General features: G+C 63.5%; 23 protein-coding genes. 17 read left to right on the forward strand and 6 right to left on the reverse strand.

Annotation, left to right across the window (positions count from 1 at the left end; all coding sequences use genetic code 11):
• Nucleotides 1–4: 4 nt before the first annotated feature.
• Entirely contained in the window at nt 5–829 is an 825-nt protein-coding gene (locus tag ACZ52D_RS03715; RefSeq protein WP_464442581.1) for a lytic transglycosylase domain-containing protein, read from the reverse strand.
• 354 nt (nt 830–1183) lie between these two features.
• Here ACZ52D_RS03715 and ACZ52D_RS03720 point away from each other — a divergent pair, with 354 nt between their 5' ends.
• The 17 genes from ACZ52D_RS03720 (at nt 1184) to ACZ52D_RS03800 (ending at nt 17247) form a co-directional block, all read left to right on the forward strand.
• Entirely contained in the window at nt 1184–1363 is a 180-nt protein-coding gene (locus tag ACZ52D_RS03720) for a Flp family type IVb pilin (RefSeq protein WP_222455322.1), read from the forward strand.
• A 313-nt stretch (nt 1364–1676) separates the two neighbouring features.
• The gene (locus tag ACZ52D_RS03725; protein WP_222455322.1) at nt 1677–1856 is read left to right on the forward strand and encodes a Flp family type IVb pilin; all 180 of its coding nucleotides are present in this window, start codon (nt 1677–1679) and stop codon (nt 1854–1856) included.
• 85 nt (nt 1857–1941) lie between these two features.
• The gene (locus ACZ52D_RS03730) at nt 1942–2118 is read left to right on the forward strand and encodes a hypothetical protein (protein ID WP_222455323.1); all 177 of its coding nucleotides are present in this window, start codon (nt 1942–1944) and stop codon (nt 2116–2118) included.
• Nucleotides 2119–2237: 119 nt separating this feature from the next.
• Nucleotides 2238–3095: a Flp pilus assembly protein CpaB gene (gene cpaB / locus ACZ52D_RS03735; RefSeq protein ID WP_464442582.1), complete on the forward strand. Its 858-nt coding sequence runs from the start codon at nt 2238–2240 to the stop codon at nt 3093–3095.
• 224 nt (nt 3096–3319) lie between these two features.
• Nucleotides 3320–4726 (forward strand): type II and III secretion system protein family protein, encoded by a 1407-nt coding sequence (locus tag ACZ52D_RS03740; protein ID WP_464442583.1) that lies wholly within the window; start codon nt 3320–3322, stop codon nt 4724–4726.
• A gap of 15 nt (nt 4727–4741) precedes the next feature.
• Entirely contained in the window at nt 4742–5371 is a 630-nt protein-coding gene (locus tag ACZ52D_RS03745; protein WP_464442584.1) for an OmpA family protein, read from the forward strand.
• Between the two features lie 157 nt (nt 5372–5528).
• A complete protein-coding gene (locus tag ACZ52D_RS03750) occupies nt 5529–6755 on the forward strand; it encodes an AAA family ATPase (RefSeq protein ID WP_464442585.1) in 1227 nt (408 codons plus the stop codon).
• Nucleotides 6756–6779: 24 nt separating this feature from the next.
• Nucleotides 6780–8219, forward strand: coding sequence for a CpaF family protein (locus ACZ52D_RS03755; protein ID WP_369926006.1), 1440 nt, complete (start codon nt 6780–6782; stop codon nt 8217–8219).
• Complete coding sequence (locus ACZ52D_RS03760; protein WP_222455329.1) at nt 8219–9187, forward strand: type II secretion system F family protein; 969 nt, start codon at nt 8219–8221, stop codon at nt 9185–9187. The genes ACZ52D_RS03755 and ACZ52D_RS03760 overlap by 1 nt, the downstream gene beginning before the upstream one ends.
• A 10-nt stretch (nt 9188–9197) precedes the next feature.
• The gene (locus ACZ52D_RS03765; RefSeq protein WP_222455330.1) at nt 9198–10178 is read left to right on the forward strand and encodes a type II secretion system F family protein; all 981 of its coding nucleotides are present in this window, start codon (nt 9198–9200) and stop codon (nt 10176–10178) included.
• 4 nt (nt 10179–10182) lie between these two features.
• Nucleotides 10183–10773: a tetratricopeptide repeat protein gene (locus ACZ52D_RS03770; protein WP_464442586.1), complete on the forward strand. Its 591-nt coding sequence runs from the start codon at nt 10183–10185 to the stop codon at nt 10771–10773.
• 29 nt (nt 10774–10802) lie between these two features.
• On the forward strand, nt 10803–11651 hold the full coding sequence (locus tag ACZ52D_RS03775) for a tetratricopeptide repeat protein (RefSeq protein WP_222455332.1): 849 nt from the start codon (nt 10803–10805) through the stop codon (nt 11649–11651).
• Nucleotides 11652–11654: 3 nt separating this feature from the next.
• The gene (locus ACZ52D_RS03780) at nt 11655–12152 is read left to right on the forward strand and encodes a prepilin peptidase (RefSeq protein ID WP_369926002.1); all 498 of its coding nucleotides are present in this window, start codon (nt 11655–11657) and stop codon (nt 12150–12152) included.
• Between the two features lie 123 nt (nt 12153–12275).
• Entirely contained in the window at nt 12276–13583 is a 1308-nt protein-coding gene (locus ACZ52D_RS03785; protein ID WP_222455334.1) for a hypothetical protein, read from the forward strand.
• Between the two features lie 76 nt (nt 13584–13659).
• Nucleotides 13660–16077, forward strand: a complete 2418-nt coding sequence (locus ACZ52D_RS03790) for a ligase-associated DNA damage response DEXH box helicase (protein ID WP_464442587.1) — start codon at nt 13660–13662, stop codon at nt 16075–16077.
• A 37-nt stretch (nt 16078–16114) separates the two neighbouring features.
• A complete protein-coding gene (gene pdeM / locus ACZ52D_RS03795) occupies nt 16115–16765 on the forward strand; it encodes a ligase-associated DNA damage response endonuclease PdeM (protein WP_464442588.1) in 651 nt (216 codons plus the stop codon).
• 74 nt (nt 16766–16839) lie between these two features.
• Nucleotides 16840–17247 (forward strand): PaaI family thioesterase, encoded by a 408-nt coding sequence (locus ACZ52D_RS03800; protein WP_464442589.1) that lies wholly within the window; start codon nt 16840–16842, stop codon nt 17245–17247.
• 88 nt (nt 17248–17335) lie between these two features.
• Here the strand turns inward: ACZ52D_RS03800 and folD are convergent, their stop codons facing one another.
• From folD to ftsH, 5 genes are all read right to left on the reverse strand, one after another.
• Nucleotides 17336–18226, reverse strand: a complete 891-nt coding sequence (gene folD, locus ACZ52D_RS03805) for a bifunctional methylenetetrahydrofolate dehydrogenase/methenyltetrahydrofolate cyclohydrolase FolD (RefSeq protein ID WP_222455338.1) — start codon at nt 18224–18226, stop codon at nt 17336–17338.
• Between the two features lie 36 nt (nt 18227–18262).
• Nucleotides 18263–18568 carry a chorismate mutase gene (locus ACZ52D_RS03810; RefSeq protein WP_222455339.1) on the reverse strand — a complete coding sequence of 102 codons (306 nt, stop codon included), beginning with the start codon at nt 18566–18568 and terminating at the stop codon, nt 18263–18265.
• A gap of 58 nt (nt 18569–18626) precedes the next feature.
• Nucleotides 18627–20303: a formate--tetrahydrofolate ligase gene (locus ACZ52D_RS03815; protein WP_222455340.1), complete on the reverse strand. Its 1677-nt coding sequence runs from the start codon at nt 20301–20303 to the stop codon at nt 18627–18629.
• Between the two features lie 190 nt (nt 20304–20493).
• Nucleotides 20494–21069, reverse strand: coding sequence for an MOSC domain-containing protein (locus ACZ52D_RS03820; RefSeq protein WP_464442590.1), 576 nt, complete (start codon nt 21067–21069; stop codon nt 20494–20496).
• A gap of 175 nt (nt 21070–21244) precedes the next feature.
• A complete protein-coding gene (gene ftsH, locus ACZ52D_RS03825) occupies nt 21245–23158 on the reverse strand; it encodes an ATP-dependent zinc metalloprotease FtsH (RefSeq protein ID WP_369925991.1) in 1914 nt (637 codons plus the stop codon).
• Between the last annotated feature and the right edge of the window lie 69 nt (nt 23159–23227).

Here is a 23227-nt window from a genome sequence, read left to right on the forward strand (position 1 = left end):
CCCTCTACTGACCCAACCGAAAGACGCACCCGTCCGAAATCAGCTCGGGCGGCGTCATGCAAAGCCCCTTGGCCACCTGATAGGCTGCCAGGACCTTGGGCACGTAGTCCAGCGTTTCGGCATAGGGTGGAACGCCCTTATGCGCCCGAACGGCCCCCTCCCCCGCATTATACCCGGCAAGCACCAGGATCGGATCTCCCTCGAAGGCCCCCATCAGCCAGTCGAGGTAGCGGATGCCGCCCGCGATGTTTTGCGGCGCCAGCAAGGCGTCGGCGACGCCAAATCGTGCCGCGGTATCTGGCATCAGTTGCATCAGCCCCTGTGCCCCGGCCGAACTGACTGCGTCCGCCCGCCCTGCCGACTCCACCGCGATCACCGCCAGCACCAGGGCAGGTGACACATTGGTGCCAGCCGTGTGGGTCAGGATTGGAACCGCATGCGCTTTCGCGATCTCCTGCATCAGTTGCAGGCGTGGTGCCGACAGCCCCTGGCCTGCCTGCAACGCCATCAACGCCTGCTCCAAGCGGCCACGCCCGCTATCTGACGCGGCATCGATCTTGTCCCAGAACCAGCCATACCGCCCGCGCGGCACCATGGCCGCAGCTTCCGTACCCGCCTCGGCCTGGGCCGCTTGATCGGTCTCTGTTCCAGCTGCCTGGGCCGCCGGATCGATCTGCACGGTGATCCGCTTGCCGCTCTCTCCGGGTTGGGGAGGTTTGATCCGTTTCGCCTCAAACGACGGAAATGCCTTGGGGCCCACAGCCTGCGCCCCCGCCGCCAGCGGCGCGAGACAGGCTAGAAAAGTCAGCAATACAACAGGGATCGTCATGGCCGGGCCTGAATGCACGTGGTGTCTGCACAGAGTCGGAAACTTGCCACCGCAACACCAGCCCTGGCAGCCCGAATTCTGGCACGATTGCCACATTTGCGCCCATATGAGACCGAAAAACCACGGCCCCGCGGCTCTTAACGGAAATTTAATGCAGCAGATTCCGCGCGTTACCCGATCACTTGCCAAAAAGTAAAAATTGGGCCGCGGCTTTCGGGTTTCGGCCCAAATGCTGCCATTCTGACCGGGCTATATGGGGTCATCCAAGCCGGACAGTGGTCAAGCAGGTGAGAGAGCGGACCCTGGCGAGATGGCGGGATAGGCAAATTTAGAGATCCTTTGGAGGGACCAACCATGATCAAGTTTTTCAAGAACTTCCGCAAAGAAGAATCCGGCGCAGTGACCGTTGACTGGGTTGTGCTGACCGCTGCCGTGGCCGCGCTGGGTGGTGTTGTCTACACCGCTGTTCAGGATGGTGCATCCGATCTGGCCAGCGACACCGGGTCCTTCCTGGCAACCAAGACCCCGACCTAATCGTCGCCGGAATTCTAGCGCAAAACATTTCGGGGCCGCTCTACAAGGAGCGGCCCCTTGGCTTGCAAGCCCCTTGAAGCTGTTCGGCGCGCTAGGGCTCAAGTGAAATAGTTACTTCAACACCAACCGCCCCGAAACGCAGCAGGTCTAATTTCACTTTAGGGCAAAAACCTCAGGATTGCGCCCAATTAAGGCCCTATTCACAAAGCTTAATGAACCCATCTCCTACAAGGTTGGTCAGAAGGAGAGAGCTGACCAAGGTGCCAAGTAGAGAGCTATGAACAAGCTACCGTTTCCTTTGGAGGGACCAACCATGATCAAGTTTTTCAAGAATTTCCGCAAAGAAGAATCCGGCGCCGTTACTGTTGACTGGGTTGTTCTGACCGCTGCCGTGGCCGCCCTCGGTGGTGTTGTCTACACCGCGGTACAGGATGGTGCCTCCGATCTTGCCAGCGATACCGGGTCCTTCTTGGCGACCAAGACCCCGACCTAACCGTCCGAAGCCACGCATCGGCGGCGTCGGACGGACTCGGCGTCGCCCCTGCCATGATCATTCCCAAGGCAGTGAGGTTCGGGACATGAAAAAACTATGGTCTTACATTGCGGAGGACGACGGGGCCATCACCGTCGACTGGGTAATTCTCTGCGCCGCCGCCATCGGGCTTGCCGTGCTGATTGCCGGTGCCACGCAGGATGGCGCACTCGGCCTGGCCCAAGGCCTGGCAAACTTCATGAGCAACTGGAACTTCGGCTAAGGCAGCCGTTGCGCTGCCCTCGCCCGCTCCACCCCACGACTTAACCGGCCCTTTCGCTGTCCGCCCCCTTGGTTCCGGACCCCGCGCGCAAGGTCGGCACGTTGAGGAAAGGAAACAAAATGCGTGCAGTTTTCGGACTGGTCCTGATTGTCGGCGTGGCCCTCGCGGGCGGCGCCGTGATGATGGCGAAGAACTACATTTCGGCCTATCAGACCGAACTGGCGCGTGAACGGGCCGCGCGCGCCGAAGCCGTTCCGACGGTGGACGTCTTTGTCGCCACGAAGCCGCTGAAATACGGCGAACGCCTGTCCAAGGATGCGGTGCGTGCAGTACGCTGGCCGCAAAACGCGATCCCGCAAGGCGCCTTTACGGAGATCGACACCTTGTTCCCGCCGCATGCCGGCGATGACCTGCGTGTCGTGCTGCGCGCGATGGAGAAGGATGAGGCGATCCTAGCCGTAAAAGTGACCGAACCGGGCGAAGACGCGGGCATCACGTCGCGTTTGCAACGCGGCATGCGGGCCTTTGCGATCAAGGTCGATGTGTCCTCCGGCGTGTCCGGTTTCCTGCGCCCGGGTGACAAGGTCGACGTCTACTGGACCGGCATGATGCCCGGAAGCGGCGGCGGCCACGGCGAGGTGACACGCCTGATCGAAACGAATGTGGAACTGGTCGCGGTCGACCAGAGCGCGGGAGGCGATATCAACGAAGCGATTATCGCGCGCACCGTCACCGTTGCCGCCCATCCACGCCAAGTCGCCGCGCTGGCCCAGGCCCAGACCACCGGACGGCTGTCGCTTGCCCTGGTCGGCGCCGGAGATGACACCGTCGCCTCGGTCGTCGAGGTTGACCAGCGCACCCTCCTGGGACTGGGAGCCGTCGAAGCTCCGCAGGAAGTGGAACAGGAAAAAGTATGTACCATCCGAACCCGTCGCGGCGCGGAAGTCGTTGAAATCCCGATCCCCTGCACCAACTAGGCCGCGGCGCAAAAGCACCGCCCCTGCCGTCCTTTAGCCCCTCGGCCCGCATTCGGTTTCTGAACGGGGGCCGAAACTGTGTTGCCCGGGCCACACAATGCGACGCCTTCAGAAGGATCTGCGAAGCCATTGATTCTTGCAAAAATTCACCATCTGCACCACAGTGCCAGAAACAGCGGGCAACAAGACCCGGAATTTGAGGCGTGATCGGAAAGGCAGGTCACATGAAATTCATGAGGTTCATGGCGGCAGCCCTGTTGGGGCTTTCGCTTACTGGCATTCCGACGGTCGATAGGGCCGAGGCCCAGTCCCTGCGGGTGGTGAAACGCGGCACCGCATCCACGCTGGATGTCCCGATGAACCGTGCGGTTGTGGTCGAAAGCGAAACGCCCTTCGCCGAACTCAGCATCGCCAACCCCGGCATCGCCGACATTTCTTCACTGTCGGATCGCACCATTTACGTCTTGGGCAAATCGCCTGGGCTGACCACGCTGACTCTGCTGGACGGCTCTGGTCGCCTGATCACCAACGTTGACGTGCGGGTCGCCGCCGATGTGACGGAGTTCAAGGAACGCCTGCGCCAGATCCTGCCAAACGAAAAGATCGAGGTCCGCACCGCCAATGACGGCATCGTACTGTCCGGCACCGTGTCGAGCGCGGCGCGATTGCAGCGGGCGCTCGACCTTGCGGAACGCTACGCGCCCGAGCGCGTCAGCAACCTGATGTCGGTAGGCGGCGTGCAGCAGGTGATGCTGAAGGTGCGCTTTGCCGAGATGCAGCGTTCGGTGTCCAAGTCGCTCAGCGCCTCCCTGGGCTTCAGTGGCGGGACCAGCACCGGCCGCGTCGGCGGCACCAACACGCTGAACAACGCCGGTTCGCTGGCAAATTCGCTGGCCGGCAACATCCCGGCCGCCAATGAGAACGCTGGCGCCTTCCTCTTTGGCTTCAATGCCGGATCGGTCCAGGTCAGCCTGCTTTTGGAAGCGCTGGAACAGAAAGGCGTGGTGCGCACACTGGCCGAACCCAACCTGTCGGCCCTGTCCGGGCAGGAAGCAAAGTTCCTCGCCGGTGGGGAATACCCTGTGCCAGTGGCCCAAGAAGACGGCGTCATCACTATTGAATTCAAGCCCTTCGGGATCGAGCTCAACTTCATTCCGCGGGTCATCGACGGCGATCTCATCAATCTGGAACTGAACGCCGCGGTATCCGCCATCGACCCCTCGAACTCGCTGGAGTTGAGCGGCCTTACCATCGACGCCTTCTCCCGCCGCGAAACCTCCACCACCGTTGAAATGCGCGACGGCGAGAGCTTTGCCATCGCCGGTCTGATCCGCGACGAGTTTCTCGACAATTCCTCGCAGCTGCCCTGGCTGGGCGATGTGCCGGTGCTGGGCGCACTGTTTCGCAGCGCGGACTACCAGCGCGAGCAGACCGAATTGGTCATCATCGTGAGCGCCCACCTGGTCACTCCGACCCGGGGCGAGGCGTTGACACTTCCAACCGACCGGGTGGCGCCCCCCAGCGAGAAGGACCTGTTCCTGTTCGGACGCACCTCCCGCACCAAGAACGGCCCCGCCGCGGAAGTCGCCAAGCAGGATTTCAACGGCTCTTACGGCTACGTGCTGGACTGATAGGGAGTGGCACAGATGATCAGAACCGCTGCAATTCTCGGCCTGCTGCTGACGGCCGCTGCCTGCGAAAGGGAAGCTGGCCAGGAGCTGAACCGCAGGGGCACCTTCGGCGAGGCGACCTTGAACAATTCGGCGGTTATGAGCGGCCAGCGCCACTACGCGGTCCAGCTGGCCGGACGGTTCGCCAAGGAAGTTCCGACCACCATCAACTTTGACTTTGACAGTGCGCGGCTGGATGCCACGGCCCGGCGGGTTCTGGACCAGCAGGCCCATTGGATCAGGCAATTTCCGGAAGTGCGCTTCCGCGTCTTCGGCCACACCGATGCGGTGGGCAGCAATGCCTATAACAAATCGCTCGGCCTGCGCCGGGCGCAGGCGGCGGTGAACTATCTGGTTTCACGTGGAATCAGCCGCAGCCGTCTTGAGGCCGTGGTCTCCTACGGCGAAACCCAGCCGCTGATCCCGACGCCCGAGCGCGAACGCCGCAACCGTCGCACCGTGACCGAGGTCAGCGGCTTCCTGAAACGCCACCCCTCGGTTCTGGACGGCAAATACGCCCAGATCATCTATCGCGAATACCTCGAAAGCGCGATCCCGGCCACAACGCTGACCGAGCAGAAATCGCTGGAACGCACGCTGGAGTAACCTGGGCGAGCCTCGCTCCCGTCGTAGACGAGTTGTTAACATTCCCCAGATTTGGGGCTTTTTGGCCCCAAATTCGCCCAGATTGCCGCCGACATTGTTTCCAAGAGGTGGAGTGTGCCCATGGCCCGCTTCACTGATGTGAACAAGGAATACGGCAATGAGTGGAACGCCCCAAACAGACCCCCCGGCGATTGTCGCCTGCACGATCAGTCGTGACGTGCAGAACTTCGATCTGTTGATCGAGGACATGGAAGCCGCGCTGGGAGAAGCCTGGGGAGATCTGGGATTTTCCGAAGCCCTGGCCTTTTTCAACCAGCCCGAAGCCGAGGCGCTGCAATTTGTCGCCCTGGCCATCGACAGCGTCGACGAAGGCGATCTGCCGCTGATGGGAGAGATCATCACCCAGGCCAAGGCGCGTGGTATCCGCGTAATCCTGATTGCCGAAGACGTCACCCCGGCGGCCCTGCACACGCTGCTGCGCCAGGGGGCTGACGAATTCGTGCCCTATCCCCTGCCGGAGGGAGAGCTTCAGGCCGCGATCGATCGCCTGCGCGCCCCGGAACCCGAGGTCGCGCCCAACCCGCACCAGCTGCAATCGGGCAGCCAGCGCGAGGGGGCCGTGATCGTCTGCCACGGGCTGGCGGGCGGCACCGGCTCCACGACCATGGCGGTCAACCTCGCCTGGGAACTGGCCGCGCTCAGCCGGGATGACGAACCCACGGTCTGCCTTCTGGACCTCGACCTGCAACATGGTTCGGTGTCCACCTACCTCGACCTGCCGCGCCGTGAGGCGGTGATGGAGATGCTCAGCGAAACCGAGAGCATGGACGAGGACCTCTTTGGCCAGGCCCTGCTGTCGTTCCGCGAAAAGCTCCAGGTGCTGACTGCGCCGGCCGAAATGGTGCCGCTGGACCTGCTCGCGCCGGAAGACATCGCCAGGGTCATCGAAATGGCCCGGAGCCATTTCGATTTCGTGGTGATCGACATGCCCCACACGCTTGTGCAGTGGTCCGAAACGGTGCTCAGCATGGCGCATGTCTATTTTGCGTTGATCGAGCTGGACATGCGCTCTGCCCAGAATGCCCTGCGCATGAAGCGGGCCTTGCAGTCGGAAGATCTGCCGTTCGAAAAACTGCGGTTTGCCCTCAACCGGGCGCCGAAATTTACCGATCTGACCGGCAAGAGCCGCGTGAAACGCATGGCGGAATCGCTCAGCATCTCCATTGACCTGCAGCTGCCGGACGGAGGCAAACCCGTGCTGCAAAGTTGCGACCACGGGCTGCCGCTGGCCCTGTCAGCGTCCAAGAACCCGCTGCGCAAGGAAATCGCCAAACTGGCCGCGTCGCTGCACGAACTGGGTCAGAGCGAAGCCGAAGCCGCCTGAACGGCAAAAACTGGGGGCGAGTAGATGTTTTCAAAGTACAAGAAGCAAGCCGCGAAACCTGCACCAATGCCAATCGAGCCTGTCGCGACAGCAGCAGCGGCGGCGGACAAACCCGCGATCAGCCTGCGCCGCCCAGCTCCGCGCAAGGCCGCCGAAGCGCCGACGATGGACAAGGAGCGCAAGCGCAAGGAACGCCTGAGCGAGATCAAGATCCAGCTGCACCGGGAATTGTTGGAAAACCTCAACCTGGCGGCGTTGGAACGGGCTGGTGAGGCCGAGCTACGTGCGGAAATTGCAAGTATTGCCACCGAGATCCTGGCAGAAAAAAGCATCGTTCTGAACCGGGAAGACCGCCAACAGCTGAATAAGGAACTCTACGACGAGGTCACAGGCCTTGGTCCCCTGGAAGCACTGCTGCAGGACGATAGCGTCAGCGACATCCTGGTGAACGGGCCGCAACAGATCTTTGTAGAACGCGGCGGCAAGCTGGAACTCAGCGACATCACGTTCAAGGATGAAAAGCACCTGATGCGGATCATCGACAAGATCGTGTCCGCCGTGGGTCGCCGCGTCGATGAATCCAACCCCTATGTCGACGCCCGCCTGGCAGATGGTTCGCGCTTCAACGCTATGGTCCCCCCCATTGCGGTGGACGGCTCACTGGTTTCGATCCGGAAGTTCAAAAAAGACAAGCTCGGCATCGACGATCTGGTAAAATTCGGCGCCTTCACAGAAGAAATGGCTGCATATCTGCAAGCCGCCGTCTCCACGCGCCTCAACATCATCGTCTCGGGCGGTACCGGTTCGGGCAAGACCACGACGCTCAATGCGCTGTCATCCTTCATCGACAACTCCGAACGGATCCTCACCATCGAGGACACCGCCGAACTGCAACTCCAGCAGACCCACGTGGGCCGGATGGAAAGCCGCCCGCCCAACGTCGAAGGCAAGGGCGAGGTGTCGCCGCGCGACTGCCTGAAGAACGCGCTTCGGATGCGGCCCGACCGCATCATCGTGGGCGAGACCCGCGGCGAGGAAGTGATCGACATGCTGCAGGCCATGAACACCGGCCACGACGGCTCGATGACGACGATCCACGCGAACTCCGCCCGCGACGGTATCTCGCGGCTTGAGAACATGATCGCGATGGCCGGAATCGAGATGCCGATCAAGGCGGTGCGCAGCCAGATCGCAAGTGCTGTGAACCTCATCGTGCAGGCCTCCCGCCTGCAGGACGGCTCGCGCCGGATGACCTCGATCACCGAGATCACGGGGATGGAGGGCGACGTCATCTCGATGCAGGAGATCTTCCGCTTCCAGCGCGTCGGCCTCACCCCCGACAACAAGATCATCGGCCATTTCACCGCCACCGGCGTGCGCAGCCATTATTCCGAACGCTTCCGCCTCTGGGGCTATGACCTGCCGCCCTCGATCTATGAACCCACGGTGATGGAGACGCGCTGATGCAACTGAGTGCGGAACCACTGATTTACGGATTGATCTTCTTTGGCGTGCTGGCGCTGGTGGAAGGGCTGTATCTGTTCACCTTCGGCAAGTCGATCAGCCTTAACAGCAAGGTCACGCGCCGCCTGGAGATGCTGGAAAAAGGCGGCAACCGCGAAAAAGTCCTGGAGCAGCTCCGCAAGGAACTCGGGCAGCACGCCAAGTCGCAGTCGATCCCGCTCTACTCGTTGCTCTCCGAACGGGCACAGAAGGCTGCAATTGCCTTTTCGCCCAAGCAGTTGATCATGATCATGGCCGGGCTGGCGGCCGTGGCCTTCCTTGGCTTGACCATTGCCACCTCCGCCCCCCTGCCCGTCCGTGTTCTGGGATCGATCATCATCGGCGTTGGCGCGGTCTTCTTCTGGGTCAACAAGAAGGCTGCCAAGCGCATGGCGCTGATCGAAGAGCAGCTGCCCGACGCGGTGGAGCTGATGGTGCGGTCCTTGCGCGTCGGCCATCCGTTTTCCTCCGCGGTGCAGATCGTCGCCAATGAGGTCGAAGACCCGCTGGCGACCGAATTCGGCATCATCGCCGACGAATGCGCCTATGGCCGCGACGTCGGCGAGGCGCTGAAGGAAATGGCCGAGCGACTGGACATGCAGGACATGCGCTTCCTCGCCGTCGCGGTGACCATCCAGCAGCAGTCGGGCGGCAACCTGGCCGAGGTCCTGGCAGGGCTGGCCAAGGTGATCCGCGCCCGCTTTCGACTGTTCCGCCGCGTCAAGGCGATTACGGCCGAGGCACAGTGGTCGGGCAAGTTCCTGTCAGGCTTTCCGTTGTTCTGCCTGATTGCGATCCTGGTCAAGGATCCCGGTTACTACGACAGCGTGCTGGATCACCCCTGGTTCATTCCGGCCTGCTTCGCGGTGGGGCTGATGCTGACCGCCAATCTTTTTGTCATGCGCATGCTGACCAACATCAAGGTCTGAGGAGGCGAGCATGGAATTTCTGTCCGGCATCAATGACTACCTGACCGCCAATTTCGGCGAGCTCGGTCCGCTGCTCGCCCTCGGCATTGCCGGGTTGTTCATGATTCTGCTGGCAGTGCCGCTGCTGTTGAACCAACCCGAAGACCCGCTCAAGAAGCTGCAAAAGAACATCGCGCCAGAAACCCGCGCCAAACCGCAGAAGGAGCGGCTGCGGCAGGCTGACCGCAACGAACAGCTTCAGAAATTCGCCTCTTTCCTCGAGCCGCAAAACGCGGACGAGCTGTCAGCGATGGAGCTGAAGCTGCGTCAGGCGGGCTATCACTCCAAGGATTCGGTGCGGATCTTCCATTTTGCCCAGTTTGCCCTCGGGCTGCTGGGGCTCGCGGCCGGGCTGTTCTTTGTCTACGTGCTGAAGGCCGACATCGATTACGACAGCCAGCAGATGGCGATCCGCATCATCGGCCCCGGCGCGGTGGGCTACATGCTGCCGAAATACTGGATCACCCGCCGCATCGAAGAGCGCAAGCAGAAGATCACCGAAGGCTTTCCCGATGCGCTCGACATGATGCTGGTCTGCGTCGAGGCCGGCCAGTCGCTGGACCAGGCCATCGTCCGCGTCGCCAAGGAGCTGCATGCCTCCTACCCCGACCTTGCCGAGGAATTCGAGGTCGTCGCCCACGAAATGAAGGCGGGCAAGGAAAAGGACAAAGTGCTGCGCGACATGGGCACCCGCTGCGGGGTGCAGGATGTGTCCTCCTTCGTGACCGTGATGATCCAGTCGGCCAGCTTTGGCACCTCGATCGCCGATGCCCTGCGGGTTTATGCAGGCGAGATGCGCGACAAACGCGTGATGCGCGCCGAAGAGGCCGCAAACAAGTTGCCCGTGAAGATGACCCTTGCCACAATGGGGCTGACCGTGCCGCCGCTGCTGATCATCCTGGTCGGCCCGTCGGTACAGGGCATCATGAACATGGGTAACGCAGGCAACTGACAATATGAAACGATTTGGACGGGCGCTCCCTGTCCACCGATACCGTGCCATCGCCGCAGCCTGCGCGACCGCGGTCGCCGCGGCCTGCGCGCCGGGCGGTCTGAAACAGGACCGCGGCAGCCCCTGGGCCCCCGGCACCGATCTGCGGGCCGAGGCCGAGGACGGACTGGTGGTCGGCCACCGATTGATGGCCGCCAGCGAGTACGAGCTGGCGTTGGAGGCATACACCCGGGCCGCCCTCGACCATGGGCTCACCGCAGAGATCCTGTCCGGCATGGGCAGTGCAAAACTGGGCCTGCGTCAACTGGGCCAGGCAGAGCAACTGTTGCGTCAAGCGGTCGAGGCGGATCCCACGTGGCCAGAGCCGATGAACAACCTCGGCGTGGTACTGATGGAGCGCGGCAAGACCGCCGAAGCGGTGCGGGTGTTCCAGCGGGCCTACGCGCAGGACAATGGCGAAAGTGACGCAATCCGCGATAATTTGCGGCTGGCCCTCGCAAAGATGGAAAAACCCGCGCATACTGAGCCGCAAAATCAAGATTACAAATTGGTGCGACAGGGTGGCGGCAGCTACCTGATTCGTCAGACACCATGACCGAGGCAGAGCAGTAAAAGGACGCACAAATGCGCCAGCAGCTTATTCTCTCCGCGACCCTGGCCGGGGCGCTGGTCTTGTCGGCCTGCGCGGACAAGGCGGATGAAACCGTCGAGCGGGCCTTTCAGGACGTCAATGTCATCGATGAAAGCAACCTCAACGACGTGATGCTGACCGTCGCCGATCCCAATGAGGCGGTCACCTACTTCCAGCGCGCGCTCAAGGACAATCCGGATCGCATCGATCTGCACCGTGGCTTGGCCCATTCGCTGATCCGGGCCAAGCGCACGACCGAAGGCGCCGCCGCCTGGAAGAAGGTCGTCGCGATGGCAGGTGCCACCAGCGAGGATCGCGTGCAGCTGGCGGGCGCCCTGGTGCGCAGCGGCGACTGGGACGGCGCCAAGGCGCAACTGGACGCCGTGCCGCCGACGCATGAAACCTACGAGCGCTACCGGCTCGAGGCGATGGTGGCCGACGCGGCACGGGACTGGAAGCGCGCCGACAGTTTCTACGAGATCGCGACCGGGCTGACCACGACACCTGCGAAGGTGATGAACAACTGGGGCTACTCCAAACTGACCCGCGGCGATTTTGCCGATGCCGAGCGGCTGTTCGGCGAAGCGATCCGCCAGGACCAGAGCCTGTTCACCGCCAAGAACAACCTTGTTCTGGCCCGCGGCGCGCAGCGCAATTACACCCTGCCGGTGATTCCGATGGATCAGACCGAACGGGCGCTGCTGCTGCACACCTTGGCACTGTCGGCTGTCAAACAGGGGGATGTCACCACCGGTGAGAACCTGCTGCGCGAAGCCATCGACACCCACCCGCAGCATTTCGAGGAAGCCGCCCGGTCTCTGGCCGCATTGGAAGGCGGCTGATTCATGCAGTTCCCGGCCCATGCCGCGATGTGGTTTTTGCCCTTCATCTTGCCACTGTGTTACGCGGTGGCGCTGACCGACCTGCGTGGCATGCGCATCCCCAACTGGGCGGTGGACAGCCTCGGCGTGATCTTCATCCTCGGCGGCGCGATGTTGATGCCCACTTGGGTCAGCTATGGCTGGCAACTGTTGCATCTGCCGGTCGGAATCGCGCTGGGGTTCCTGTTCTACGCCGCAGGTGCCGTGGGCGCCGGAGACGCCAAATTTGCCGGCGCGGCGGCCCCCTTCTTTGCCATCGGCGACCTGCGACTGTTGCTGGTCATCTTCGCGGCGGTGCTGCTGGCGGGCTTTGCCGCCCACCGGATCGCGAAACACACGCGGCTGCGCCAGCTGGCACCGCATTGGCAAAGCTGGGAGACCGGCAAAAGCTTCCCCATGGGCCTGTGCCTCGGTGCGACGCTGGCACTGTACCTGATCCTCGCGGCATTCTACGGGCGCTGACGCTGCCGCTTTCGCGGAAATGCTACAGCGCCGCCCCGCTGTTGCCACAGTCCTGACTAACCTGTTGCCAACCCCGTTTCCGTTTGCGGGGTCCGACCCGGTAGCAGCGACAAGGCAACGCCCATGAACATGCAAAACGTCACCGTCACCGCGCCGCCCCCACCCAAGGGGCTGGAACAGATGCAGCTGCCGCTGGTGATGATGCGGGATATCCTGCTGAAGACCATCTTCCGCAAGAACGTCGAAACCGTCTCCGAGATCGCCGCCGCCATCTGCCTGCCCGCCTCCGTCACCCAGGAGCTGGTCGACATCGCCCGCGAACAGAAGCTGCTGGAGGCCACCGGCACGCTGAACGCCAACAGCGGCAACGAGATGGGCTATCAGCTGACCGATGCGGGCAAGGCGCGCGCATTGGATGCGCTCAGCCAGTCCGAGTATTTCGGCGCCATGCCGGTGCCGCTGGCGGTCTACAGCGAACAGGTCAAGCGCCAGTCGATCCGCAACATCCAGGTCACCCGCCAGCAGCTGACCAGCGCCATGGGACACCTGGTGCTGCCCGACAGCCTGCTGGATCACCTCGGCCCCGCGGTCAGCGCCGGGCGTTCGATCCTGATGTACGGCCCGCCGGGCAACGGGAAATCCTCGATCTCCAACGGTATCCGCGACGCGCTGGGGGACAACATCTATGTGCCGCGCGCCATCGAATATGCAGGCCAGGTCATCACCGTCTATGACCCCATCGTGCACACCGAAGTGGCGCAGGAGCCCGAAGACCCCAATTCCCTGCGCCGCCGCCGCCGCTTTGATGAACGCTACGTGCTGTGCCAGCGCCCAACCGTGATCACCGGGGGTGAACTGTCGCTCGAGATGCTGGACCTGGTCTACAACCCCACCGCGCGCACCTATCAGGCGCCGCTGCAGCTGAAATCCACTGGCGGCATCTTCATCGTCGACGACCTCGGCCGCCAGGCAGAGCCGCCGCAGGCGCTGGTCAACCGCTGGATCGTGCCGCTGGAGGAAAGCAAGGACATCCTGGCGCTGCAATCGGGCGAAAAATTCGAGGTGCCGTTTGACACGCTGGTGATCTTTTCCACCAACTTCCACCCGAATGAGATTTTCGACCAGGCGGCGCTGCGGCGGATCTTCTTCAAGATCAAGATCGACGGGCCGAACCAGGAAAACTTTCTCAAGATCTTTGCCATGGTCGCCCGCAAGAAGGGGATGCCGCTGGATGAAGCCTCGCTGGTGCACCTGCTGAAACAGAGATACCCCGAGATCAACAACATCTACTCCAACTACCAGCCGGTGTTCCTGATCGACCAGATGATCGCGATCTGCGATTTCGAGGGCATCCCCTACCAGATGACGCCGGATCTGATCGACCGGGCCTGGGCCAACATGTTCGTGAAGGACGAAACCATCGTGAAATGACCGTCGCGCGACATTTTTTCATGACTTTGGGCGAAACCCTTTAGCAAAGCCCTGCGGCAGTGCCTACATCTGGTGGATGTTCGATCTGCCGCCCGCCCTTCATGACTGGTTTGCCGCCAAAGGCTGGTCCATCCACCCGCACCAGCAGGCCATGCTGGAGCGCGCGGACCAGCCTTGCACCCTGCTGATCGCACCGACCGGCGGCGGCAAGACCATGGCCGGCTTCCTGCCCACGCTGGCCGAACTCGCCGATGGCCGTCACGAGGGGCTGCACACGCTCTACATTTCGCCGCTGAAGGCCTTGGCAGCCGACATCAAGCGCAACCTGCGCACCCCGGTCGAGGAAATTGGCCTGCCCATCCGCATTGACGACCGCACCGGTGACACGCCCGCCTCCCGCAGGCGCCGTCAGCGGGCCGATCCGCCGCATATCCTGCTGACCACCCCCGAAAGCCTGGCACTGCTGATTTCCTACCCAGATGCCGAGCACACCTTCCGCGGGTTGCAACGGGTGGTGGTGGACGAAATTCACGCCCTTGCCGAAAGCAAGCGGGGCGATCAGCTGATGCTGGCACTGGCCCGGCTGCAGACGCTGTGCCCGAACCTCCGCCGGGTGGGGCTTTCGGCCACCGTGGACGATCCGCAGGCCATAGCACAATACCTCGCCAACCACCCGAAGCCTTGCGAAATCCTGCTCGCCGACCCCGGCCCCGCCCCCGACATCCGCATGCTGGAAACGGAGGAAGCCCCGCCCTGGGCCGGCGGCGGCGCAGCATATGCCATCCCGGCGGTGATGCAGCAGATCAAGGCGCACCGGACCACGCTGATCTTCCACAACACCCGCGCCCAGGCCGAGATCTTCTTTCGCAACCTCTGGCTCGCCAATGACGACGCGCTGCCGATCGGCATCCACCACGGCTCGCTTGACCGCACCCAACGCGAGCGGGTCGAAGCGGCAATGGTCCGCGGAGAGCTGCGCGCCGTGGTCTGCACCGGCTCGCTCGACCTCGGCATCGACTGGGGCGACGTGGACCTAGTCATCCAGGTTGGCGCGCCCAAGAACGTGAAACGGCTGGTGCAGCGCATTGGCCGCGCCAACCACCGCTACAACGCCCCCTCCAAGGCGCTGTTGGTGCCCGCCAACCGCTTCGAGGTGGTCGAATGCCGCGCCGCGCTGGAGGCCGTGCGCGACAACGATTTGGACGGCAGCCCACGCGGTCCCGGCCCGCGGGACGTGCTGTGTCAGCATATCCTGATCACCGCCTGCGGCGGCCCTTTCGATGCCGATGCGCTCTTCGGCGAAGTCACCAGCGCGGGCGCTTACGCGGCACTGTCCCGCGCCGAATTCGATGCCTGCCTCGGGTTCTGCGCCACCGGCGGCTATGCGCTGCGCGCCTATGACCGCTGGCAGCGGCTGCAGCAGCGCACGGACGGGCGCTGGCAGCTGCGCGACCCGCGCGCCGCCGCCCGCATCCGAATGAACCTCGGCACCATTCAGGACGCCGACCTGATCAAGGTGCGCCTGAAACGCAGCCGCGGCGGCAAGCCGCTGGGCGAGGTGGAGGAAGCCTTCGCTGCCACCCTCACCCCCGGCGACACCTTCCTGATCGGCGGCCAGACCGTGCGCTACGAATCCTTGCGCGAGATGACGGTGGAGGTCACCCGCAACGCCAGCAAAAAGCCCAAGATCGCGGTGTTCTCCGGCACCAAGTTCGCCACCTCCACCCAGCTCAGCCACCGTATTCTGGAGATGTTCCGCCAGGACAGCTGGCCCGGCCTGCCCCGCCATACCGCCGAATGGCTGGCCCTGCAGCGCGAGGTCTCCGAACTTCCCCGCGCCGGATCGCTGCTGATCGAAAGCTTCCCGCACCAAGGCCGCGCGCACCTCTGCATCTACGGCTTCGCCGGGCGCAACGCGCAGCAGACGCTCGGCCTGCTGCTCACCAAGCGGATGGAGGAGCTGGGCCTCGACCCCTTGGGCTTTGTCGCCACCGATTACGCCACCCTGATCTGGGGGCTGCAGGAGGTCACTGATCCCGCACCGCTGTTCGAACCGCGCGCCCTGCGTGACGGGCTGGAAGGCTGGCTGGCCGGCAACGCGGTGATGAAACGCGCGTTTCGCGGTGCCGCCACCATCGCGGGCCTCATTGAACGCAACACCCCGGGCGCGCGCAAGAACGGGCGGCAGGCGACCTTCTCCTCCGACATCCTCTATGACACGCTGCGCAGGTACGACCCCGATCACCTGCTGCTGGACATCACCCGCGAGGAAGCCCTGCGCGGGCTGGTCGATTTTGGCCGGATCGAGGAGATGCTGGACAGGATCAACGGGCGGATCACGCTGCGGCGGCTGCAGCGGATCTCGCCCCTGGCAGCGCCGCTGCTGCTGGAGATGGGCAAGGTCCCGGTCAAAGGCGCAGCGCAGGAAAAGCTGCTGCAGCAGGAGGCCGCAGCGCTGATGCGGCAATCCGGACTGGACCGGCTGCCGCAATGACCCTTGCCTGTGGCGCGGCGCGCGATAAGACCAGCCTATGACCGGATATGATTTCACCCTCGCAGCCGCCCGCCTCACAGCCCTGGCCAGCGGCGCGCTCTGGTGGGCGGATCACCGTCTGCTCTGCGTCTCCGACCTGCACTTGGGAAAGTCCGAACGCCACGCCCGGCGCGGCGGCAGCCCCCTGCCCCCCTACGAGGGACGCGACACGCTGCGACGGCTGGAAACGCTGGTGACCGCGCTGGATCCGGCAACCGTGGTCTGCCTCGGCGACAGCTTTGACGATGATGCCGCGGCCCGCACCCTGCCTGCGGCGGAGCTGGACCAGCTGCGCAGCCTCATGGGCCGCCGCCGCTGGATCTGGATCGAGGGCAACCACGACCCGGCCCGGGTGGCTTTCGGCGGCGAAACCCTGGCCGAGCTTGCCTGCGGCCCGCTGACCTTCCGCCACATCGCCGCCCCTGCCGCCAGGGCCGAGGTCTCCGGCCACTACCACCCCAAGGCACGGCTGCGCAGCGCCGCGCGCCCCTGCTTCCTGCTCGACCGCTCCCGCCTGATCCTGCCCGCCTTCGGCACCTACACCGGCGGCCTTCGCAGCAGCGCCCCCGCGCTGACCGCGCTGATGGCACCGGACGCGCTGGCCATCCTGACCGGCCCGACGGCGCTGCCGGTGCCGATGCCGCGCTGACTGCCGCAGCGTCACTTCCTGCGCACCACCACCGGTCCTCTATGCTGCGGTCACAGCAGCAGAAGGACCCCGCAATGGAAGACCGAATCCGCAGCAGCTTTGCCAGGCAGAGCATGATGCAGACCCTGGGCGCAGAGATTGCCAGCGTTTCGACCGGCGAAGTCGTCATCACCGCCCCGATCCTGCCCGGCAGCCGCCAGCAGCACGATGTCGCCCATGCCGCCCTCAGCTTTGCCATCGGCGACACTGCGGCGGGCTATGCGGCACTCACGATCATGCCGGAAGATCACGAGGTGATGACCGCGGAGATGAAGATCAACCTTCTGGCCCCCGGCGCCGGAGACATGCTGCGCGCGACCGGCCGCGTCATCAAACCCGGTCGCCGCCTGGTCATCGTCACCGCAGAGGTCCATGCCCGCACCAAAGGCGAAGAAAAGCTGATCGCCCTCTTGCAGGGCACGATGGTGCCCGTGGCGGCCTGACGCCGCCGGACTTTCATCTTTCAAAAAATACTCCCGCCGGAGGCGGTCCGGCGGGAGCATTAATGTCAGACAACTCTGTTCTGCGACGTCAGGCAGTCAGCCCTTCCGGCTCCGCCAGGTTGTTGGCGCGGCAGCAGGCGGTGACGGTATTGGCCAGCAGGCAGGCAATGGTCATCGGGCCGACGCCGCCCGGCACCGGGGTGATGGCGCCTGCGCGCTCGGCTGCCGAGGCAAAATCCACATCGCCAACCAGCACGTTCTTGCCGTCACGTTCGATGCGGTTGATGCCGACGTCGATAACGGTGGCGCCTTCCTTGATCCAGTCGCCCGGCACCATTTCCGGGCGGCCCACCGCGGCCACCACGATGTCGGCGCGGCGCACCACATCCGGAAGATCCTTGGTGCGCGAATGCGCGATGGTCACAGTGCAGCTGTCACCCAGCAGCAGCTGCGCCATCGGCTTGCCCACGATGTTGGAGCGGCCGATCACAACCGCGTCCATGCCCGACAGCGAGCCATGGTGGTCGCGCAGCATCATCAGGCAGCCCAGCGGGGTGCAGGGCACCATGCTCTTCTGCCCGGTGCCCAGAAGGCCAACGTTGGAAATGTGGAAACCGTCCACGTCCTTTTCCGGCGCAATCGAGTTGATCACCAGATCCTCGTCCAGGTGCTTGGGCAGCGGCAGCTGCACCAGGATGCCATGCACGGCGGGATCATTGTTCAGCTGATCGATCAGCGCCAGCAGGTCAGCCTCGGAGGTATCCGCCTCCAGCTTGTGCTCGAAAGAGTTCATGCCGACCTCGACGGTCTGCTTGCCCTTGGAGCGGACATAGACCTGGCTCGCCGGGTCCTCACCCACCAGCACCACCGCCAGACCGGGAGTGATCCCGTGGTCCTGTTTCAGCCGCGCCACATGCTCGGCCACCTGGCCACGCACCTTGGCCGCAAAGGCCTTGCCGTCAATCAACGTTGCAGTCATTTGATTTCTTCCTTTCAGCCGCAGGCGCCAACCTGCCTACTCCTCCCGGATCACCCGCGCTTCGCGGGCGATCGACCATTCCACCAACTGCCGCCACAAGGCTTCGACCAAGGCAGGGTCCAGCGCCTCGTCCTCTGCCGCGGCCCGGACCTTGGCGATCACATCTTCGACCCGGGCCGGGATGCGCGCGGGCCAGCCGTTTTCCTGCTTCAGCGCAATCGCCCGGTCGATATAGCCCGCCCGCTGCGCCAGCAACGCCACCAGCTTCCGGTCCAGAAGGTCAATCTGCGCCCTCAGGTCTTCCATCGAGGCGCAGTCTGCGGGTGGTGTCGGTTCGGTCATCTCTCAAAACTCCAGCGGCCCGGATTTCCCCGAGCCGCTGAATGTCGCAATTTCGGGCTTAGAACAAGCCTTCGATCTGACCTTCCGCATTCAGGCGGATGCTTTCCGCCGCAGGCGTGCGCGGCAGGCCCGGCATGGTCATGATCTCGCCGCAGACCACCACGATGAAGCCGGCACCGGCGGACAGGCGCACTTCACGCACCGGAACCGAGTGTCCGACCGGCGCGCCGCGCAAGCTCGGATCAGTCGAGAAGGAGTACTGGGTCTTGGCCATGCAGACCGGCAGGTGGCCGTAGCCCGCGTCTTCCCACTCGCGCAGCTGGTTGCGGATCTTGTTGTCCGCCAGCACCTCGTCGGCGCGGTAGATGCGCTTGGCGATGGTTTCGATCTTCTCGAACAGCGGCATGTCGTCCGGGTAGATCGGCGAGAAGTTCGCAGTACCGGAGTCGGCCAGGGCAACCACTTTCTCCGCCAGTTCGGCAGAGCCTTCAGAGCCCAGTTCCCAGTGGCGCGACAGCACCGCTTCGACGCCGTGAGAGGCGCAGTAATCCTTCACCGCCTGCACTTCGGCATCGGTGTCGGTGACGAAGTGGTTGATCGCGACCACCACCGGCACACCGAAGGATTTGACGTTCTCGATGTGGCGGCCGAGGTTGGCGCAACCGGAGTTCACGGCCTCGACGTTCTCTGCACCGAGGTCTGCCTTGGCAACGCCGCCGTTCATCTTCATCGCGCGCACGGTGGCAACCAGCACAACCGCGGACGGCGCGATGCCCGCCTTGCGGCACTTGATGTTCATGAACTTCTCGGCACCGAGGTCGGCACCGAAGCCCGCTTCGGTCACCACGTAGTCGGCAACTTTCAGCGCGGTCTTGGTGGCGATCACCGAGTTGCAGCCGTGTGCGATGTTGGCAAACGGGCCACCGTGCACGAAGGCCGGGTTGTTTTCCAGCGTCTGCACCAGGTTCGGCTGCATCGCGTCCTTCAGCAGCACGGTCATCGCACCTTCGGCCTTGATGTCGCGGCAGTAGACCGGGGTCTTGTCGCGGCGGTAGGCCACGATGATGTCGCCGAGGCGCTTTTCCAGGTCCTTGAGGTCGGTCGCGAGGCACAGGATCGCCATGACTTCGGAGGCCACGGTGATGTCAAAACCGGTTTCGCGCGGGAAGCCGTTGGACACGCCACCGAGCGACGCGGTGATCTGACGCAGGGCGCGGTCGTTCATGTCGACCACGCGGCGCCATGCGACGCGGCGGATGTCGATTTCCTGCTCGTTGCCCCAGTAGATGTGGTTGTCGATCATCGCCGACAGCAGCGAGTGCGCCGAGGTGATGGCGTGGAAGTCACCGGTGAAGTGGAGGTTCATCTCCTCCATCGGCACGACCTGGGCGTAACCGCCACCTGCAGCGCCGCCCTTCATGCCGAAGTTCGGGCCCAGGCTCGCTTCGCGGATACAGATCATCGCGTTCTTGCCGATGCGGTTCAGACCGTCGCCCAGACCCACGGTGGTGGTGGTCTTGCCTTCGCCCGCCGGGGTCGGGTTGATCGCAGTCACCAGGATCAGCTTGCCATCTTCGCGGTCCTGCACCGAGTTGATGAAGGACTGGCTGACCTTTGCCTTGTCGTGGCCATAGGGCAGCAGATCGTCGTTGGAGATGCCGATCTTTGCACCGATCTCCTGGATCGGCTTCTTGTTCGCCTCACGGGCGATCTCGATGTCACTCTTGTAGCTCATGGCAAGGTTCCTGCTGAGTTTGCATACAGTCGCCGGCACGCGGACGCCGGTTTCCTCGTAGACTTAGCCAATATGCGGCAAAAAGCGCGCATGATTTCCGACATTATCCTGCCTTGAAACGGCGTAGGCGCAATCGGTCGGCCGCGATAATCCCTCCCCGCGGCGGCTGGCATCGGTCAGGAAAGGGTGGTCAGGGGGCCCAGGCCCGTTGATCCGGCACAAACAGGCTGAGGACCTGCCCGACGACAAGCCTGCCCGGCCGTTCGACCCAGGCGGTGATTCCCCGCCGGTTCTCTGCCGCGCGTTTGAAGCGCGGACCAAACCCGGCGTGATCCTTTTCGATCTCCCGCCCCGGCAGCACGCAGGGGCGGTTCTCGATGTCGGTCGTCAGGGTCACACCGTCCGGCCCCTGCAACCGCGAGGCGGGTGGCAGGTGGCTCAGGTCGGGGATTCCGCGCAGCACAAGCGTCGCCCCCAGGTGTTCAGGTTGCAATTGCGCCAACCCCATGTCGGCGGCAATCAGGGCCATTTCCTCCTCCGAGAGTATGCTGAGTTGGCGGGTATTGCGAATCTCGGTACCTTCGGGGTGCAGGTTACGCACCCGCACGCAGGAGGCCCGGTTCTCGCCCGCGTGACGCTCACCCGCCACACCTCCGAACCCAAGATCCAACTGGTCGCGCGGAACCGCCCGCAGCCCCGCACCCGCAGGCACCATGCCCAGCCATGCGATTTCACCCTTGAACCCGCTGTCACGAAAAACCGGCATCGTACCCCCCTGCTTCGGCAATTGTCTGTACCGGCACGCTACAGGTTTTTCCGGCAGGCACCAGCGGCCATGCCGCCACGGCCGTCCTGTCGGCGCAGCACTCGCAAAAGAAAACGCCCCGCAAGCCGGAATGGCATGCGGGGCGCTTCAGTCATCTATGACTATGACCCAGTGGTCAGGTTGTCGGTTCCGGCTCCAGGCCACCCTCGGGCGGGTTTTTCTTCGGCTTGGCCTTGGGGATCGCGGTGACCGAGGCGCTGCCTTCGTCCTCACCACCATCCTCATCATCGCCCGCCTGGGGCGGTTCGCCCTTCATCACGCGTTTGATCTCGTCACCGGTGAGTGTCTCGTATTCCAGAAGCCCCTGCGCGAGACGTTCCCACTCTTCGCGATGTTCCAGCAGGATCTGGTAGGCGCGCTCGTAGCCTTCCTGGATGAAGCGTTTCACTTCTTCCTCGATCAGCTCCTTGGTATGGGCCGAGACCGAGAAGCCCGCGGTGTTGCCGGAATAGCCTTCATGCGCCTCGGCATAGTCGATGTTGCCGACCTTGTCGGACATGCCCCAGCGCATCACCATGGCACGGGCCAACTGGCTGGCCTGCTGGATGTCACCGGCAGGACCGTTGGAGACGTGATCTTCGCCGTACTTGATGATTTCGGCCGCCTTGCCCGCCATGGTCATCGCCAGCTTCTGCTGACACTCGTCACGGTGCCAGTTCAGCCGGTCCATTTCCGGCAGGCTGACCACCATGCCAAGCGCGCCGCCGCGCGGAATGATCGTCGCCTTGTAGACCGGGTCACACTCCGGCAGCACCAGGCCGACTACGGCATGGCCCGCTTCGTGATAGGCGGTCTTTTCCTTCTGATCCTGGGTCAGCACCATCGAGCGGCGCTCGGCCCCCATCATCACCTTGTCCTTAGCGTTTTCAAAATCTTCCATGGTGACAAAGCGACGGCCGACACGGGCGGCCATCAGCGCGGCCTCGTTCACGAGGTTGGCCAGGTCCGCGCCCGAGAAGCCGGGGGTGCCGCGGGCGATGATGCGCAGATCCACGTCCGGACCCAGCGGGGTCTTGCGGGCATGCACGCCGAGGATCTTCTCGCGACCCTTGATGTCGGGGTTGCCGACGGTCACGTTGCGGTCAAAGCGGCCGGGGCGCAGCAGCGCCGGGTCCAGCACGTCCTTACGGTTGGTCGCGGCGAGGATGATGACGCCTTCGTTTGCCTCGAAGCCGTCCATTTCCACCAGCAGCTGGTTCAGCGTCTGCTCGCGCTCGTCGTTGCCGCCGCCGTAACCGGCGCCACGGTGACGACCGACCGCGTCGATCTCGTCGATGAACACGATGCAGGGTGCGTTCTTCTTGGCCTGCTCGAACATGTCGCGCACGCGGCTCGCACCCACACCGACAAACATTTCCACGAAATCCGAACCCGAGATGGTGAAGAAGGGCACCCCTGCCTCGCCAGCGATGGCGCGGGCCAGGAGCGTCTTACCGGTGCCCGGAGGGCCGACCAGCAGCGCGCCCTTCGGGATCTTGCCGCCAAGGCGGGAGAACTTCTGCGGGTTGCGCAGGAATTCGACGATCTCTTCCAGCTCTTCCTTGGCTTCGTCGATACCGGCGACATCATCAAAGGTAACACGGCCATGCTTTTCGGTCAGCATCTTGGCCTTGGACTTGCCGAACCCCATGGCGCCGCCTTTGCCGCCGCCCTGCATCCGGTTCATGAAATAGATCCAGACGCCGATCAGCAGCAGGAAGGGCAGAAGCGTGATCAGGAAAGACTGAAAGCCGGACTGCTGCTGCTTCTCAGCGCGCACCGGGATATCGTTTTCAATCAGCAGCGCGGTGACTTCGGCATCGCCCGGCTTGATCGTGATGTAGTTCTGCCCATCGGTTGTGGTGTAGCGCACCTGTTCTCCGTCGAGGGTGACGGTGCTGACCTTGCCGGTTTCGACCGAGCTGACAAAGTCAGAGAAAGTGCGTTCACGGCTCTGCATCGTGCTGCCGGAACCGCTGAACAGATTGAACAGCGCCAGGATCAGCAGAAACAGAACAACCCAAAAGGCGATATTGCGAGCGTTGCCCAAGGAAAGTTCTCCCTATCATTTAGGCACACCTGACCGGTGGCCTGCGTTGCCCTTAAAATAAGGATCATT

The organism is Leisingera sp. S2M4, from assembly GCF_055398055.1.

What these genes read in the sequence shown, in the direction of transcription:
- ACZ52D_RS03715 (WP_464442581.1), bottom strand. Translation starts at nt 829, where the DNA reads ATGACGATCCCTGTTGTATTGCTGACTTTTCTAGCCTGTCTCGCGCCG.
- ACZ52D_RS03720 (WP_222455322.1), top strand. Translation starts at nt 1,184, where the DNA reads ATGATCAAGTTTTTCAAGAACTTCCGCAAAGAAGAATCCGGCGCAGTG.
- ACZ52D_RS03725 (WP_222455322.1), top strand. Translation starts at nt 1,677, where the DNA reads ATGATCAAGTTTTTCAAGAATTTCCGCAAAGAAGAATCCGGCGCCGTT.
- ACZ52D_RS03730 (WP_222455323.1), top strand. Translation starts at nt 1,942, where the DNA reads ATGAAAAAACTATGGTCTTACATTGCGGAGGACGACGGGGCCATCACC.
- cpaB (WP_464442582.1), top strand. Translation starts at nt 2,238, where the DNA reads ATGCGTGCAGTTTTCGGACTGGTCCTGATTGTCGGCGTGGCCCTCGCG.
- ACZ52D_RS03740 (WP_464442583.1), top strand. Translation starts at nt 3,320, where the DNA reads ATGAAATTCATGAGGTTCATGGCGGCAGCCCTGTTGGGGCTTTCGCTT.
- ACZ52D_RS03745 (WP_464442584.1), top strand. Translation starts at nt 4,742, where the DNA reads ATGATCAGAACCGCTGCAATTCTCGGCCTGCTGCTGACGGCCGCTGCC.
- ACZ52D_RS03750 (WP_464442585.1), top strand. Translation starts at nt 5,529, where the DNA reads ATGAGTGGAACGCCCCAAACAGACCCCCCGGCGATTGTCGCCTGCACG.
- ACZ52D_RS03755 (WP_369926006.1), top strand. Translation starts at nt 6,780, where the DNA reads ATGTTTTCAAAGTACAAGAAGCAAGCCGCGAAACCTGCACCAATGCCA.
- ACZ52D_RS03760 (WP_222455329.1), top strand. Translation starts at nt 8,219, where the DNA reads ATGCAACTGAGTGCGGAACCACTGATTTACGGATTGATCTTCTTTGGC.
- ACZ52D_RS03765 (WP_222455330.1), top strand. Translation starts at nt 9,198, where the DNA reads ATGGAATTTCTGTCCGGCATCAATGACTACCTGACCGCCAATTTCGGC.
- ACZ52D_RS03770 (WP_464442586.1), top strand. Translation starts at nt 10,183, where the DNA reads ATGAAACGATTTGGACGGGCGCTCCCTGTCCACCGATACCGTGCCATC.
- ACZ52D_RS03775 (WP_222455332.1), top strand. Translation starts at nt 10,803, where the DNA reads ATGCGCCAGCAGCTTATTCTCTCCGCGACCCTGGCCGGGGCGCTGGTC.
- ACZ52D_RS03780 (WP_369926002.1), top strand. Translation starts at nt 11,655, where the DNA reads ATGCAGTTCCCGGCCCATGCCGCGATGTGGTTTTTGCCCTTCATCTTG.
- ACZ52D_RS03785 (WP_222455334.1), top strand. Translation starts at nt 12,276, where the DNA reads ATGAACATGCAAAACGTCACCGTCACCGCGCCGCCCCCACCCAAGGGG.
- ACZ52D_RS03790 (WP_464442587.1), top strand. Translation starts at nt 13,660, where the DNA reads ATGTTCGATCTGCCGCCCGCCCTTCATGACTGGTTTGCCGCCAAAGGC.
- pdeM (WP_464442588.1), top strand. Translation starts at nt 16,115, where the DNA reads ATGACCGGATATGATTTCACCCTCGCAGCCGCCCGCCTCACAGCCCTG.
- ACZ52D_RS03800 (WP_464442589.1), top strand. Translation starts at nt 16,840, where the DNA reads ATGGAAGACCGAATCCGCAGCAGCTTTGCCAGGCAGAGCATGATGCAG.
- folD (WP_222455338.1), bottom strand. Translation starts at nt 18,226, where the DNA reads ATGACTGCAACGTTGATTGACGGCAAGGCCTTTGCGGCCAAGGTGCGT.
- ACZ52D_RS03810 (WP_222455339.1), bottom strand. Translation starts at nt 18,568, where the DNA reads ATGACCGAACCGACACCACCCGCAGACTGCGCCTCGATGGAAGACCTG.
- ACZ52D_RS03815 (WP_222455340.1), bottom strand. Translation starts at nt 20,303, where the DNA reads ATGAGCTACAAGAGTGACATCGAGATCGCCCGTGAGGCGAACAAGAAG.
- ACZ52D_RS03820 (WP_464442590.1), bottom strand. Translation starts at nt 21,069, where the DNA reads ATGCCGGTTTTTCGTGACAGCGGGTTCAAGGGTGAAATCGCATGGCTG.